Origin of the sequence: uncultured Roseivirga sp. (assembly GCF_963973945.1) — a bacterium.
Taxonomy (GTDB): Bacteria; Bacteroidota; Bacteroidia; order Cytophagales; family Cyclobacteriaceae; genus Roseivirga.
The window spans coordinates 287,530-302,637 of sequence record NZ_CAXBBV010000003.1; the positions used below are offsets into that span (position 1 = coordinate 287,530).

A 15,108-nucleotide genomic window follows, 5' to 3' on the forward strand; every position below is an offset into this window, starting at 1 on the left:
TTGACTTTCATCCGTATTGAAATCTATGATGCTTTTAAGGGAGATTTAATAGAGCATCCTGAATTTTATCGTGTGCTCTATTTTCTTTAACGCTTTACTTAACTCCTTTCCGTACTGTTTATTGATATCGGTAATTACATAACCAATGGTTTCATTGGTTTTTAGGTATTGCCCAACAATGTTGGCTTCAAATTCAGCCAAGGTATTATTGATTTTAGCTAAAACCCCAGGTCGGTTTTTGTGAATATGAATAAGTCTGTGTGCGTCTTTCAGTGGAGGTAAGGTAATATTCGGGAAGTTGACACTGTTTTCTGTGTTTCCTGTATTGATATAATCCATGATTTTACGAGGAACAAAGTCAGCAATGTTTTCTTGTGCCTCTAAAGTGCTACCTCCAATATGAGGAGTAAGAATGGTATTGGGTAAACCCCTAAGTTCCGAAGTAAAAGGGTCGTTGTTGCTTTTCGGTTCTTCTGGAAAAACATCAATTCCTGCGCCTATAACCTTGCCACTCAAAATGGCTTCTTTCAAGGCAAGAATATCAACCACTGGGCCGCGGGCCAAGTTCAAGAAAATAACGCCATCCTTCATCATCTGAAAATGCTCCCTAAGAAAGAAGTTTCCGTTTTCTGGTCGGCCATCAATGTGTAAAGAAACCACATCAGCAATGGATAGTAACTCTTCCATTGTATTGCATTTGGTGGCGTTACCTAGCGCTAATTTTTCAACCAAATCGTAATAGTAAACATCCATTCCAAGGTTTTCTGCCAAAACAGAAAGTTGAGCACCTATACTGCCGTAGCCAATAATGCCCAATTTCTTTCCTCGAATTTCAAAGCTGTTTTTAGCCGTTTTCGACCAAATGCCTTGGTGCATATCTCGGTTCTTATCAGAGATGCCACGCATCAGGCTAATCATTTCGGCAATGGCCAATTCTACCACCGAACGTGTATTGCTGAAAGGCGCATTAAAAACAGGGATTCCAGCTTCTAGCGCTGCCTCAGTGTCAATTTGATTAGTGCCAATACAGAAGGCACCAATGGCCATCAGCTTGTCGGCTTCTTTAATTACTTTGGCCGTTACTTGCGTTTTCGATCTAAGTCCTAAAACGTGAATGCCTTTAATCTTTTCGCAAAGCTCATCTTCGTCTAAACCCGCAGGGTAGCTCTCAACACTAAATCCTTCTTCTTTTAATTTGGCCAGCGCATTGGGATGAACGCTTTCTAGCAAAAGCATTTTGATTCGGTTTTTGGGGTAGGATAGGGCTCCGCTCATTTTCTTATGATATAAAATTTCGTCAAAACTTGGGGCAATGTGATCGGCATGTTTCTTTACGGGTTCGCGTTCTACATTTTCGGTATAAGCATAAAAGTTATTGGCCATTCCGGCTTGGCGCACCTCGTAATCGGTGTAACCATCGCCAATCATATTGATTTGACCCTTTAATTTTAACGCTTCAATCTGCTTTACTTTTCCTCCATTTATGGAAAGAACATTGTTGCGATTAAGGTCGATAATGTTGCCATCTTCATCAAAAACCATATCGTTCGCAAAAACATGATCGGCTTTAATGCCAAACTTGGTTACTACAGGCACTATAAACTCTTTGAAGCCATTCGAAATAATAAAAGTGTTTTCAGGGTGCTCATTAAAGAAAACACTATTTCTTTCAATAGATTTTGATACCAGTTTCGATAGGCGGGAGATTAACTCTGGAAGGTGTGCTTTATTGCCGTTTAATAACTGAATGCGAGCAATAAGTGATTCACGTAGCGACATTTCTCCAGCCATTCCTAAGTCGGTAATGTCTTTAATTTTCTGTAATCGAGCGTTCTTTTCGGGATGGTTAGAAAGTGAAATTTCCCCTAAAATATCAAGTGCTTCTACTTGAGTGAAGGTACTATCAAAATCAATTACAAAATACTGTTTTTCTTCCTCTTCAATTTTCATTCTACTTTTTCCCTGCGATTAATTGCTTGCATTGGTTACCAAAAACACCGGCCACTCCAGCAGCAATTCCCCCTACAACTCCCGTAATCAGAAAAAGCAAAAAGGTGTTTCCTTCTAAAGGTAATAGTACTGCTATTTTCTTGGTCATGGTGAAATCGTTGGGTTGCGCCAGAAACCATGCGTTTACGATCCAAAGTAAGGCGATTGCCAAGAAGGGAACAAAGAAAGAAGAGGCCTTTTTTAGTCCTACAACGGTTCCTATAATAAAGCCAGCAATCATCACTGACCACCAAGGAAGGAACAGACCTAAAATAAAGGCGATAGCAACAGTTAGAATAATATTGATGAACGTTTTCATTACTTGGCTGGGCTTAGGTTTTGAGAAAAAATGATACGGTCTGAAGCTTGGTCAGCGGACTTCATAAAGAAGAGTGGAATATATTCTCCAGCTGCCCAGCGATCAATCATATTGTCATAGAATTTGCTACCTGGATTTCCTGATTGGCCTCCAGGGTAAATTCCCAAAGCATTGGGCTCGTTGCCTAATTCTACAATCATTCTCCACGAAGGACCATGATTTTCACTCGTGGCATTTACAATACCTGAATTTCCTCCAATAGGTAAATTGAAACGCGAGAATGCGGGTAACGCTTGTAGCAAATGCCCAACAAAAGTGCCTTTGTAATCCACCCATTTTAAGGACTTCCCTGTTCTAGATTGCCAAACGGTCAGGTCTTGCACGGCATCTCTAAACGATTGAAAATAAAGGTCTTTAGCGGTTTCTATTTCTGGCGTTTCCTTCCTATCGAACCAAGGGTGGTTCGGCTGATTTTTTAGTAACCATATGGTTTGGTAATCGCTTGGGCGATTGATAGCGACATCGAGGTTATAGAGTTCGTCCCAAGTCATTCGATACAAGTTATCCCACCACTTTTCCCAAATCGAAGCGCCCTCGGCATCAATGTTATTGTTGAAGTCCCAATCTTCTATTGTAGAGAGCATCTGTTCTTCATTGGCAGTAAGCGAACTTCTGTCCATATTGTCGAGCATGGTAGGAATTAACTCAGCTGCCTTTAGGTTAAAGTTATTGGCTTGTAAATCTTTAAAATCTTGAATATCGAATTTCTCCTTACTTCTGAAAAAGTTATTGATTACGCGGTTACGATAGGTTTCATAACCGTCATCATATACATAATAAGGATATTTTTCATCGGTGGGGTGTTGGTTGGCTGAACTCACAAAACCTCTTTCAGGATTTTTTACATAAGCATTTTGGTGTTGAGGAATGAATGATTGCCATTCATATCTAGAATCTGACCCATCCATCAGAAACTTACCTTGTTCCGGCCATTTATTGGCCAATTCTCCTTGAATCCAGAGAGCAATATCGCCTTCGCGCGAAGCGAAAACAAAGTTTTGCGCTGGCGCAGTAAAGTGCTTTAAAGCTGCTGCATATTCATCATAGTTCTTTGCCTTATTTAAATCTAGAAAAGTTTGCTGGTTATTGTTCGGTAAATGGCCTGTCCATTTCATGGCGTAACCCACTTTTTCTCCATTTCCTTTATGGGTGTGGTCATAGGTTACAGGGCCATAATGGGTGTAAGTCACGGTGTCGTATACCGTAGATTTCCCTCTTACTTTGATCTCTTCGATTACCTCAGTAGTGGCTTTCCATTCATTATCATACTTGTAAGCTTTTCTGTTTTCGTCTTGAAATTCGATTTTGTACCAATCTTTTACATCGCGGGTGGCATTGGTTACGCCCCAAGCTATGTTTTGGTTGAAGCCAATAATGATTCCCATTGCCCCAGGAAGTGTAGCGCCAAAGGTGTTTTTCTCAGGAGTGGTCAATTGCATTACATACCAGATAGAAGGCAAGTTGAGTTGTAAATGCGGGTCATTGGCTAAAATTGGATTGCCAGAAACTGATTTGGATGGCGCTATAGCCCAGTTGTTACTACCGTTGTGCGGATTAGGCTTGTCCATGGTTTCTTTAATGAAATCGCTAGGGAAGTCAACATCGGGCTTTTCTACGGTTTCCAAATCAAAACTACTCCAGTCTCTTTCTTGAGGTATTACAGGGTCTTGGTCTGCATAAAAATTTGGGAAGAGCAAATCGAAGGTTTCTTGCCCAAATAGCTTTACAAAATTGGTGTTTTCTAAATCTACATCGCGCCCAGCTAGCATATCCGTCATGTACATTAATAGCAGTGCAGTTTTCTTGGTCGTCCAAGGTTCAGGCTTATAATCAAGTATTTTGTACTCCACCGGAATTTCTCCTACACTCAAACTTTCGATGTATGCATTAATTCCATCTCGGTAAGCTTCAAGTAGTTTCACTTCTTCAGGGTGCTTCATCATCTCCTTTAAAGCATTGTCAGCTCCAAAGCCCATTCCTTTTCTGCGTTGGCCGCGGTCGTATTCGATGGCCGCTTCGCCTACTATTTCTGAAAGTCTACCGCCCGAAGCAAAGGTCTGGAATTCAAGTTGCCACAGTCGGTGTTGGGCCGTAATGTAACCTTGAGCTCTGTACAAATCTTCATCATTTTGAGCGAATACATGAGGAATCAGAGATTCATCATAATGCACAGTTACAGGGCTTTTCAGTCCAGAAATTTCTAAAGTTTCTTTTGCCACATCAGACTCAGTGACTTCGTTTTTCCAGAAACCTTGGTTTGGGCTTAGAAATTTCCCCATCGGGGGGATGTCTCCAAACTTGGTGTTTAGTCCGTAAAAAATGCCAAGAGTAAAAAGTAGGCTGACCAAAAACTTAACTGACTTCATAAAGTAGTGGATTAAAGTAGACTTTAAATATAGTAGCCTGAACCCGATTAATAAAATAGCCATAAATTAATTATAGCTGAACAAGCCTCCAAAAGTGGGTGCTTAATCTTATTGAAAAATAAACGAGTCCATCTGTACTATGAATAAGAACTTTTGGAGGAGGTTATCTATTCGGTTCTTGCTGTATTTAAAGTCGAGTTAAGGTTAGTAGTTAATGTTGGATTCAGAAGAGGAGTAGTGTTGTGGTTTTAAAGTGTTTTTATGACTTTATTGAAAATCGAAGCATTATGTCAGACAAAAAAAACCTTCTACATTTGTCTAAATCTAAAGCTGTGAGAATATCCACTGAGATTGCTGAGAAAGCAAAAAAAATAAAAGCCATTATTTTCGATGTTGATGGCGTACTTACCGATGGCCGTATTATTTATAATAATGAGGGCATGGAGTCCAAAGAATTCAATGTGAAAGACGGTCAGATTATCCAACATTTAAAACTTCACGAAATCTTAACAGGCGTTATCACTGGGCGCGATTCTCAGGTGGTGCGTAATCGATGCAACGAGCTAAAATTTGATTTTCATTACCATGGGGTGAAAAGAAAAGGAGAAAAGTTTGATGATATCTTGATGGAATTCGGGTTAAATGCAGATGAAGTGGCCTTTGTAGGTGATGATATTAACGATCTTCCTGTACTGATACAGTGTGGGTTAGCTGCCACACCAGCAGATGGACACTACAAAGTGAAAGAACAGGTTGATTTGGTGCTCCAAGCCAAAGGAGGAGAAGGAGCACTACGAGAACTGGCCGATTTGGTTTTAGAGTCTCAAGGTTTTTATGAGTTAATTATTGAAAGACAGTTAAGAAATGAATAAGTTTGAAGAAGGTTTTCGCTTAAGTGATAGTGTAGAAGTAGGGAATGGCAAGATGGTACTGTTCTCTGGACCATGCGCAGTTGAAAGTTATGATATTTGTGCACAAATTGCGGAGACCTTAATAGCGATTTGTTCTGAACTGGATATCCAGTACGTATTCAAAGCTTCTTTTGATAAGGCCAATAGAACTTCTGTTGATTCATTTAGATCAGTAGGGTTCGAAGGGGCTTTAGACGTACTAGCAAGGATCAAAGCAAATTACCACGTACCAATTGTGACTGATATTCACGAATCATATCAAGCTTCTCCTGTGAGTGAAGTGGCGGACGCGTTGCAAATTCCGGCTTACTTATGTAGGCAAACCGACCTATTGGTAGCGGCTGGTGAAACGGGTAAAACCGTCAAAATAAAGCGAGGTCAGTTTATGGCTGCAGAAGATATGGGATACGCTGTGAACAAGGTGAAGTCTACTGGTAATGAGAAGGTTTGCTTAACCGAACGCGGTGTTTCATTTGGCTATCACAACCTTGTAGTAGATATGCGCTCCCTTCCTGTTATGCGTCAATTCGCTCCTGTTATTTTTGATGTTACCCATAGTGTTCAACAGCCAGGAGGCATGAATGGAAAATCAGGAGGTCAAAGAGAGTTTGCACCCTATTTAGCTCGTGCTGCCGCAGCCACTGGTGTAGACGGTTTCTTTATTGAAACCCACCCAGATCCTTCAAAGGCCTTAAGTGATGGGCCAAATTTAATTCCATTAGATAAAATGAAAGGCTTTATGGAAATGCTGAAAACAGGCTTTGAGTACGGTAACAGTCTTAATAATACCATTCTTTAAAATTGAATAAGCTGGACAAATGGTAAAGAAAATTTTAGGTTTGGTTGTATTAATAGCGATTGTGTCTTCCTGCATTCCGAATGAGAAGATTATTCTTTTTCAAAATAAGAATGATAACGATGCACTTAAATTAGATACTCTAATTACCCCACCTAGGTCTGAATACTTTTTACAGCCGAGGGATATTCTTTCTATTAATTTCTTCTCTAATGTAGAAACAGCTGTGGAGCCTTTTAGGCAATCCACTGCGGATGTTATCGCAACTACAGGTTCAGGTCAAGGTCAGCAAGGAGGGGGACAGGGGGGACAACAAGGCAGTCGTCAATCGCTAGGGCAGACTTTTGTTATTGATAATAATGGGTTTTTACTCATCAACACGCTAGAACCTCTTAGAGCTACAGGTTTAACAACCAAGGTTCTGAAGGACAGCTTAGAAAGTGTAATTAGAAGAGTTAAGGGTGTGAAAGATATTTCTGTGAATGTGAGTTTAGCTGGTATTAGGTATACTACCACCGGTGAAATAGGAGGAGGACAACAGTTAATAGTAGGAAGTGAGGCAAATCTTTTGGAAGCCATAGCCAATGCTGGAGGTTTTACCATTAATGCTGACAGACAGAAAGTGCAAGTGTTAAGAAATTATGAGGGGGGAGTAAAATGGCATGAGATAGATGTAACTCAAAGAGATTTAATGCTCACGGAGTTTTGGTACGTTAAACCTGGAGATATTATTTATGCACCTCCTTTAAAATTGCGTGAAATTGGAGCTGGAGATAACTTCCTTTCGCAGTTAGGGGTGGTTGTTGGATTGATTTCCACTGGAATTTTTCTTATCAGTTTAACAAGTAACTAGCAGCATGGAAGATTTTGAAGACCTTTTCGGTCAGGGAGAGAGTAAAACAAAAACGGCAGCTTTTAACCCAAAAGAGGTGGTTTTTAAGTACATCCGCTTATGGCCTCTTTTTATCATCTCCATATTTATGCTTTTGCTTACTGTATATATCTATCACAGATATACTACTGAAAAGTTCAGCGTAAGTAATACCATTTTAATTCCTGAACAGAATAGAGATATTGACCAAAGTATTTTAGCCCAGTTTAGTTTCGATTTCGGAGCAGTTTTCTTAAATGAAATTGAAATTCTAAAATCAAAACCACTTACAAGGGATGCTTTAGATAGCCTTAATTTTGATGTGTCTTATTATTCTAAGGGTAGAATAAAAACGATTGAAGAATACAGAACCCTACCCTTTGTTATACATTACGATAAGAGTCATCCTCAGCCCTATGACCAGGAATGGAGACTTACTTTCTACGAGGGAAACCAGTTTAGTGTATCTAAAGCTGGAGAAGAGGTTCAAGAATCTCCTATCAGATTCCGTCCCGATGGTTGGATTGAGAGCAGCCAATATCGATTCAAACTGGAATTTAAAAACTATACTGATTTAGCTGGTAAGACTTACTATTTCAAAATTCATAGTACAGAAAACCTGATTGATAGCTTTCAGAGTCGATTGAATGTAACCTATTTAAAAGCCTTTAGTTCCATTGCGGTACTTACGCTTACTACAGATGTGCCACAGAAGGGTGTTGACTTTCTTAATAAACTATTGGAAGTATACCAGAAAAGGGAACTTGCCTTGAAAAACAGTAAGGCAGAGAAAACCATAGAATTTATCGATAGCCAAATGGATACCCTTGAAGGTCAATTGGCGACTTTAAGCGCAGAAAGATCTAAGTATAGAATTGATAACAGGTTTTTAGATTTGGGAAGCAAGGGTACTGAACTATTGTCAAAGATAAATGAATCCGATTTTGAGATAAGGAAGTTGGAGCGTCAGGTTGAGTTTTTAAATGAGTCGCTTAATAAAATTGAAAGTAACGATGGCCTTCAAGATTTGATCTCCCCGTCCTTATATGGTATTGAGGATGTATACATGAATCAGTTTACAGACCAAATCAGTGAGCTTACCTTAGAGCGATCGGGGTTACTTCAATACCTAGAACCATATAACAGTGCAATTCAAACTTTAGATGAACAAATTAACCAAGTTAAAAGGAACTTGAAAAGTTATGTGAAGCTTAAGATTGAGGAGCTTGAAGGACAACTCAAGGCCTATCAAGATGAGAATAAGTTGGTTGAATCTGACTTTAAAGATTACCCTGTAATAGAACAAGGTTATTTGGAAATTGAGAGAAGGTTTAATATTGTTAATGGAATTTACACCAACTTGCTTCAGCGCAGGCAGGAAGCAGCGATTGTATCGGCTTCGAATGTGGCCAACTCTGAAGTGGTAGACCCTGCTGTTTTACCTTCAAAACCATTCTTTCCTAATTATCAGTTAAACTATTTGGTGGGAGGCGCATTAGGTTTGATTATTCCATTATTGTTTATTGTTATCAGAGAACTTACGTTCAACCGAATCGAAACCAGAGGCCAAATTGAGCGCATTACCTCCATTCCTATTATAGGGGTGATTGGGCATAACGAGCAAAAATCTAATTTGGCCATATTTGATAAGCCTAAATCTATTATTGCAGAAACTTTCCGTTCCTTGCGTTCTAACCTTCAGTATTTTAGTAGTGAAAAGGAGCTGCAAACCATTTTAGTTACCTCTGGCTCATCGGGCGAGGGTAAATCTTTCTGTTCTACCAATTTAGCTTCTATTATGGCCATTAGCGGCAAGAAAACCGTATTGCTAGGTTTGGATTTAAGGAAACCTAAACTTTTTGACGATTTCGGCTTAACCAACGATATAGGAGTTTCGAATTACCTTGGGGGCTTTGTGGAAATGGAAGATATCATTATCCATACCGAGTTCAATAATTTAGATGTTATTTTTGGAGGACCAGTACCACCCAATCCTGCGGAACTTTTAATGGGGCAGAAAATGGAAAAACTGATGGCTTACTTAAAGTCTAAGTATGAAATCATTATCATAGATACCCCTCCAATTGGTATTGTTTCCGATACTTTTAACCTGCTTAAATATGCCGATATTAGTTTGTATTTAGTGCGCCACCTCTATACCCAACAAGATTCGCTAAAACCACTTAACGAGTATGTAGAAAAAGGAATTATCAAAAATATGGCTTTAATCCTCAACGATTTTAAATCCCGTACGGGTTATGGCTATGGTTATAATTACGGTTACGGTTACGGTTATGGTTATGGTTATGGTTATGGTTACGGTAATCAATATGGTGGAGGGTATTATGAAGAGTTGGCTCCTGGTAAGTCAAAGGGTTTGATCAAAAGGTTAACTAAAAAATAATGAAGCCCTATTTTGCAGTTATTGTTACACTATTCTTGACGGTATATGGTCAGCTTATTTTGAAGTGGCGAATTTTGAAATATGGAAGTTTACCAGAGGAATTAAAACCAAAAATTCTATTTTTATTTAAGCTATTTCTTGATCCATATATTTTATCAGGTTTTTTCGCTGCCTTATTAGCCTCTGTACTTTGGATGGCAGCCATGACTAAACTTGAACTTTCCAAAGCATACCCTGTAATGAGTTTGGCGCCAGCGTTAGTGTTTTTCTTAAGTATTTTGTTTTTGAATGAGAGTTACTCACATGGGAAATTGGTTGGACTTTTATTAATTGGGTTAGGGGTAATTGTTACTTTTAAGTTTTAACATTTGAATATCGTAATTACACAATCGAACTATATTCCTTGGAAAGGATACTTTGACGCTATAGCGATCGCTGATTATTTTGTGGTTTTTGATGAAATGCAATATACCCGTAGGGACTGGAGGAATCGTAACAAAATCAAGACCCCTCAAGGGTTGAAATGGCTAACAGTTCCTGTTGAAGTAAAGGGTAAATTCTATCAGAAAATCAATGAAACAACAGTTGTGGATTCGAGTTGGACATCTTTACATTGGAAAAGTATATGTCATAATTACTCCAAAGCGCCTTTCTTTCAACAAACCAAGGAAATGGTTGAGGACTGGTATAAGCAAGCCGCTTTAGCGAACACTATTACTGAGGTAAACTTGATTTTTCTCCGTGGAATTTCCGATTTTTTGGGATTCAAAACGAAATTTCTATTCTCTAAAGATTTTGAACTGCTTGAAGACAAGACGGAAAGATTGATACATATTTGTAAACAGCTAGATGGTAAACAATATTACACTGGAGCTGCAGCAAGGGCATATATGAACGAAGGCCTTTTTGAAGAAGCTGGTATTGGCTTAAACTATTTTGATTATAGTGGTTATCCCGAGTACCTACAATTACATGGTGGTTTTGAACATGGTGTTAGTATTCTTGATATGATTTTCAATCTGGGTGATGAGACTAGACATTATTTAAAGATCCAATCATGAAGTTATCAATTATAAGCCCTGTATACCAAGCTGAAGAAATTGTTGATGAACTCCTTTTGAGGATTACTCAAGAGGCATCTAAAATCACTGATGACTTTGAAATACTTTTAGTTGAAGATGGGAGTGCAGATAATAGCTGGTCAAAAATCAAGAATCATTGTAAACACAATTCACATGTTGTTGGAATTAAACTAAGTAGAAACTTCGGGCAGCATTACGCAATAACTGCAGGAATCCAAAGAGCAAAAGGTGATTACATTATACTCATGGATTGTGATTTACAAGATAACCCAAAATATTTTTCATTATTAATTGAGCAAGCCGAAATTGGTTTTGATATTGTATTTACAAAAAGGGAAAAACGTAAGCATGGCTTTTTCAAAAGCGTCAATTCTAATTTGTATAATTTATTATTTAGACTGTTTTCGGATAGAAGATATGACGTGAATGCAGGATCATTAATACTTTTTACCAAGAGAATTGGTCTTGAGTTTCTGAAAATAAAAGACAAGGATAGACTTTATTTACAAATTTTTAAATGGCTCGGTTTTCGCAATACGACCATAGAAGTGGAACACGAACCTCGATATTCAGGTAAATCGAGTTATAAGTTTCTGGATTTACTTAAGCTGGGTTTGCAAGGCTGGACTTCGCATTCGGATAAGCTTTTGAAAATGAGCATTTATATTGGTTTCTTCATGGCACTCTTTTCATTTGTTTCTTCACTGGTTATTCTTGTTGCTACTTTTATCGGGTCATTCCAACCAGGATGGCCAAGCTTGATTGTTGTTATTTTCTTTTCAACAGGTCTTATTTTATTGAGTATCGGAATTGCTGGCATTTACATCGGTAAAACTTTTGATCAAGTTAAGGATAGACCGCTTTTCATTATAGAAGAAGAATTGAATTATGAAGGATAATATTCTATCTGCTGTGAATGATTACTATACGGAAAAAGTAGTTAAACATGGCGGGACAGCCTTAGGAGTTGATTGGAACTCTAAAGAGTCTCAATATTTACGTTTTGAACAACTAAGCAAAGTAATTCAAGCACAGCACTATTCTATACTCGACTATGGCTGCGGCTATGGTGAGTATGTGAATTTTATTGGTGCTGATAACATTGATTCCTGTAGAATTAGCTATACCGGCTATGATATTTCCAGAGAAATGATTCTCAAAGCGGAGACATCGTTTGGTCATTTGAAAGGTGTTCAATTTGAGTCTGCTTTAAGTAACTTGAAACATGACTATGCCATTGCAAGTGGTTTGTTTAATGTTAGGTTAAATATTACCGATGACTCAACTTGGTATGATTATATTTTAGAAACTATAAAAACATTGGATAATTATTCAGAAAAAGGTTTTGCTTTTAACGCTCTCACATCATATTCAGATCCAGAGTTCATGAAAGACTATCTATTTTATGCTGACCCACATAAGTTATTTAATTATTGTAAAACAAATTTCTCTAAAAATGTTGCCCTCTTACATGATTATGACCTTTATGAATTTACCATTATTGTTAGGAAATGAGAATTATACCTTTTGCAGACCATAAGATTGGTTATGATTGTGTGGAGTATTTATTGCATTTAGAGGGAATTGGTAAAGTAGAAATTCCATTTTTGGTTACTACCTCTAATAATGAAAATAATTGGTGGCCATCTCTTGCCAGCCTTGCTTCTGAAAAATCAATCCTGATTTTTGAACCGGGTAAGCCTATTGATGATTTCATATTTGATGATATTGACTTTGTTTTTCTAATTTCTTGGAAATACCTAATGCCAAAATCATTTGTAAACCATTATGATGTTATTATTAACCTTCATTATAGTCTTTTGCCTAAGTTTCGAGGTGTTTATCCTGTTAATTGGGCGATAATTGAAGGTGAAGAAAAAACAGGAGTTACATTTCATTCTATTAATAACTGTATTGATAGAGGACATCTGTTGGCTCAACGAGAAGTAGATATTGTTGAGAATGATACTTCTTATAGCTTATTACAAAAACTAGATATTATTGCTTTTGATTTATTTCAAGCAATAATTACTGAACAGATATTGTCTGGAAATATCTGTTTTATTAATGTTTTGCCAGATGAGTCTGCTTATTATTCAAGAATTAAGTTTAATGAAAAAGCAAAACTCTCTTTACAAGATAATATGAAGATAGGTGATATTCTAAATATCTTAAGGGGATATACTTTTAAAGACGGTACCTCTTCTGCTTATTTTATCGGTAGAAATGGCAAGAAATATTGGGTCTCAATTGATATTAAAAGTGATGAATAATATCCCATTCAATAAACCATATCTAACTGGTAAAGAAGCACATTATATTTATCAAGCTGTTTATTCAGGGAAAATATCAGGCAATGGTATCTATACCAAAAAATGTCATGAGTTCTTTAATGATAAATATGGGTTTGAGCAGTGCCTGTTGACTACCTCATGTACAGATGCCTTAGAGATGGCTGCTATTCTTTTAGATATTAAGGAGGGCGATGAAGTGATTATGCCCTCCTATACGTTTGTGTCTACGGCCAATGCTTTTGTACTTCGTGGTGCGAAAATTATTTTTTGTGATTCTAGAATTGATCATCCAGGCATGGATGAGTCACAAATTGAGGCCTTAATTACACTCAAAACTAAGGCGATAGTAGTGGTTCATTATGCTGGAGTTGCCTGTGATATGGATTTGGTAATGGATATTGCTAACAGGCATAATCTGTATGTAGTAGAAGACGCAGCGCAGGCCATTGATAGCTATTACAAAGGTCGCCCTTTAGGCGGTATTGGTCATTTGGCGGCTTTTTCTTTTCATGAAACCAAAAACATCATTAGCGGAGAGGGAGGAATGTTGGTTGTTAATGCGCCAGAATTTGCAAAGCGGGCAGAAATCATATGGGAAAAGGGCACTAATCGTTCTGCTTTTTTTCGTGGAGAGGTAGATAAGTACAGTTGGGTGGATGTGGGCTCATCTTTTCTACCTTCTGAGCTTATTTCTGCCTTTTTGTATGCTCAATTAGAGAATTTAGATGATATTCAGAAAAGGAGAAAGCAACACTGGGGACAATATGAATCTGAACTTAAAGCAGCGAATTTAACTGGGATTCAACTGCCGCAGCTACCACCCTTCGCCTCCAATAATGCTCACATGTTCTATTTGTTGTGTGAAAGCAGCCAGTTTAGAGAAGGCCTTATTGATCATTTAAAAACATCTGGCGTTTATGCAGTTTTCCACTATTTGTCACTTCATAAAAGCCCGTTCTATCTAAACAAACACGATGGAAGGGAATTGCCAGAGACGGATAGGTATTCAGAAAACCTAGTCCGTTTACCGCTTTACTATCAATTGGAAGCTAACCAAATTACTAAAATCACACAACTAATCATTCAGTTTTGCAATTCTTATCACAATTAAAAGAGGAAGGCGGTATTTGGTACAGCCCAGGTACAGATGTTATTTCATATCCAGAAGAAGGTAACTCACTTTGTTACCAGTTAGAAGATAAGAGTTATTGGTTTGCCCATCGAAACTCCTGCCTTTCCTATTTGATAAAAAAATACTCAAACGAGGGCATATTTGCAGACGTTGGTGGGGGGAATGGCTTTGTAAGTGCTATGCTTCAAAAGAATGGACATAAGGTAGTATTGGTAGAACCGGGTGAGACGGGTTGTTTAAATGCCAAGAAACGAGGTATTGAAAATGTAGTCTGTGCCAGATTAGAAGACATTGATTGGGCGGAAGGTGAATTGCAAAATGTTGGGGCTTTCGATGTGGTAGAACATATAGAAGACCATGAAGGTTTTTTGAATACAATACATGCTGCTTTAGCAGAAAATGGGAAACTATTTATTACAGTGCCCTCTTTTCAGTATCTGTGGTCAAAAGAAGATGTTGATGCAGGCCATTACAGAAGATATACCAAGCAATCAATGGCCAAATTGCTGTCTAAGACAGGCTTTGAACTGATTTATGATAATTATTTATTTACCTCCCTGCATTTCCCTATTTACTTAATGCGTACCATTCCTTCAAAACTAGGACTAAGAAAAAACAGCCCAGAAAACTCAGCCAATGAGCATGGCACCGAAGGTGGTTTGATGATAAGGTTCATAAACAAAATGCTGAAGAAAGAGCTCGCCAATGTAAAATCAGGAAAGAAGTACAGCTTGGGGAGTAGCTTGGTTGTAGTGGCTGTTAAAAGATGAATTTTGTATTCAGTATATAAAACATAAGCGAAGGTTATATGGCAAGGCTTAAATTGAAACACCACAGGTCACCATTCCTCTTTACCATTATAGGCATTTATGTTCTATCTAACT

The 15,108-nt window shown here is 38.0% G+C and carries 14 protein-coding genes; 11 read left to right on the top strand and 3 right to left on the bottom strand.

Annotated elements, in window-relative coordinates:
- Positions 1 to 45: 45 nt before the first annotated feature.
- From serA to AAC026_RS07640, 3 genes are read right to left on the bottom strand one after another with little or no spacing between them, the layout of a single operon-like run.
- A complete protein-coding gene (serA, locus tag AAC026_RS07630) occupies positions 46 to 1,950 on the bottom strand; it encodes a phosphoglycerate dehydrogenase (protein ID WP_339696629.1) in 1,905 nt (634 codons plus the stop codon).
- A 1-nt stretch (position 1,951) separates the two neighbouring features.
- Positions 1,952 to 2,308, bottom strand: coding sequence for a hypothetical protein (locus tag AAC026_RS07635; protein WP_339696632.1), 357 nt, complete (start codon positions 2,306 to 2,308; stop codon positions 1,952 to 1,954).
- Positions 2,308 to 4,734 (bottom strand): penicillin acylase family protein, encoded by a 2,427-nt coding sequence (locus AAC026_RS07640; protein WP_339696635.1) that lies wholly within the window; start codon positions 4,732 to 4,734, stop codon positions 2,308 to 2,310. The genes AAC026_RS07635 and AAC026_RS07640 overlap by 1 nt, the downstream gene beginning before the upstream one ends.
- Positions 4,735 to 5,021: 287 nt before the next feature.
- On the opposite strand from AAC026_RS07640, the gene AAC026_RS07645 reads away from it, so the two are divergent.
- The 11 genes from AAC026_RS07645 to AAC026_RS07695 all read left to right on the top strand — a co-directional run bounded on the left by AAC026_RS07645 (position 5,022) and on the right by AAC026_RS07695 (position 14,994).
- Positions 5,022 to 5,606 carry an HAD family hydrolase gene (locus AAC026_RS07645; protein WP_339696637.1) on the top strand — a complete coding sequence of 195 codons (585 nt, stop codon included), beginning with the start codon at positions 5,022 to 5,024 and terminating at the stop codon, positions 5,604 to 5,606.
- Entirely contained in the window at positions 5,599 to 6,444 is an 846-nt protein-coding gene (kdsA, locus tag AAC026_RS07650) for a 3-deoxy-8-phosphooctulonate synthase (RefSeq protein WP_339696640.1), read from the top strand. The genes AAC026_RS07645 and kdsA overlap by 8 nt, the downstream gene beginning before the upstream one ends.
- A gap of 19 nt (positions 6,445 to 6,463) precedes the next feature.
- Positions 6,464 to 7,294, top strand: a complete 831-nt coding sequence (locus tag AAC026_RS07655) for a polysaccharide biosynthesis/export family protein (protein ID WP_339696643.1) — start codon at positions 6,464 to 6,466, stop codon at positions 7,292 to 7,294.
- Positions 7,295 to 7,298: 4 nt separating this feature from the next.
- Complete coding sequence (locus AAC026_RS07660; RefSeq protein ID WP_339696646.1) at positions 7,299 to 9,716, top strand: polysaccharide biosynthesis tyrosine autokinase; 2,418 nt, start codon at positions 7,299 to 7,301, stop codon at positions 9,714 to 9,716.
- A 74-nt stretch (positions 9,717 to 9,790) separates the two neighbouring features.
- Positions 9,791 to 10,081 (top strand): EamA family transporter, encoded by a 291-nt coding sequence (locus AAC026_RS07665; RefSeq protein WP_339696649.1) that lies wholly within the window; start codon positions 9,791 to 9,793, stop codon positions 10,079 to 10,081.
- A 3-nt stretch (positions 10,082 to 10,084) separates the two neighbouring features.
- A complete protein-coding gene (locus AAC026_RS07670) occupies positions 10,085 to 10,777 on the top strand; it encodes a WbqC family protein (RefSeq protein ID WP_053223211.1) in 693 nt (230 codons plus the stop codon).
- Positions 10,774 to 11,697, top strand: a complete 924-nt coding sequence (locus AAC026_RS07675; protein WP_339696653.1) for a glycosyltransferase family 2 protein — start codon at positions 10,774 to 10,776, stop codon at positions 11,695 to 11,697. Before AAC026_RS07670 ends, AAC026_RS07675 begins: the two co-directional genes overlap by 4 nt.
- Positions 11,687 to 12,313: a class I SAM-dependent methyltransferase gene (locus tag AAC026_RS07680; protein WP_339696655.1), complete on the top strand. Its 627-nt coding sequence runs from the start codon at positions 11,687 to 11,689 to the stop codon at positions 12,311 to 12,313. Before AAC026_RS07675 ends, AAC026_RS07680 begins: the two co-directional genes overlap by 11 nt.
- Positions 12,310 to 13,071, top strand: coding sequence for a formyltransferase family protein (locus AAC026_RS07685; RefSeq protein ID WP_339696658.1), 762 nt, complete (start codon positions 12,310 to 12,312; stop codon positions 13,069 to 13,071). Before AAC026_RS07680 ends, AAC026_RS07685 begins: the two co-directional genes overlap by 4 nt.
- Positions 13,064 to 14,203: a dTDP-4-amino-4,6-dideoxygalactose transaminase gene (gene rffA / locus AAC026_RS07690; RefSeq protein WP_339696660.1), complete on the top strand. Its 1,140-nt coding sequence runs from the start codon at positions 13,064 to 13,066 to the stop codon at positions 14,201 to 14,203. The genes AAC026_RS07685 and rffA overlap by 8 nt, the downstream gene beginning before the upstream one ends.
- Positions 14,182 to 14,994, top strand: coding sequence for a class I SAM-dependent methyltransferase (locus AAC026_RS07695; RefSeq protein ID WP_339696663.1), 813 nt, complete (start codon positions 14,182 to 14,184; stop codon positions 14,992 to 14,994). Before rffA ends, AAC026_RS07695 begins: the two co-directional genes overlap by 22 nt.
- Positions 14,995 to 15,108: the final 114 nt, after the last annotated feature.

Excerpts from the sequence above, each read along its gene's own strand:
- AAC026_RS07660 (WP_339696646.1), top strand. The coding sequence starts at position 7,299 with ATGGAAGATTTTGAAGACCTTTTCGGTCAGGGAGAGAGTAAAACAAAA.
- serA (WP_339696629.1), bottom strand. The coding sequence starts at position 1,950 with ATGAAAATTGAAGAGGAAGAAAAACAGTATTTTGTAATTGATTTTGAT.
- AAC026_RS07685 (WP_339696658.1), top strand. The coding sequence starts at position 12,310 with ATGAGAATTATACCTTTTGCAGACCATAAGATTGGTTATGATTGTGTG.
- AAC026_RS07635 (WP_339696632.1), bottom strand. The coding sequence starts at position 2,308 with ATGAAAACGTTCATCAATATTATTCTAACTGTTGCTATCGCCTTTATT.
- AAC026_RS07680 (WP_339696655.1), top strand. The coding sequence starts at position 11,687 with ATGAAGGATAATATTCTATCTGCTGTGAATGATTACTATACGGAAAAA.
- kdsA (WP_339696640.1), top strand. The coding sequence starts at position 5,599 with ATGAATAAGTTTGAAGAAGGTTTTCGCTTAAGTGATAGTGTAGAAGTA.
- rffA (WP_339696660.1), top strand. The coding sequence starts at position 13,064 with ATGAATAATATCCCATTCAATAAACCATATCTAACTGGTAAAGAAGCA.
- AAC026_RS07640 (WP_339696635.1), bottom strand. The coding sequence starts at position 4,734 with ATGAAGTCAGTTAAGTTTTTGGTCAGCCTACTTTTTACTCTTGGCATT.
- AAC026_RS07655 (WP_339696643.1), top strand. The coding sequence starts at position 6,464 with ATGGTAAAGAAAATTTTAGGTTTGGTTGTATTAATAGCGATTGTGTCT.
- AAC026_RS07645 (WP_339696637.1), top strand. The coding sequence starts at position 5,022 with ATGTCAGACAAAAAAAACCTTCTACATTTGTCTAAATCTAAAGCTGTG.
- AAC026_RS07675 (WP_339696653.1), top strand. The coding sequence starts at position 10,774 with ATGAAGTTATCAATTATAAGCCCTGTATACCAAGCTGAAGAAATTGTT.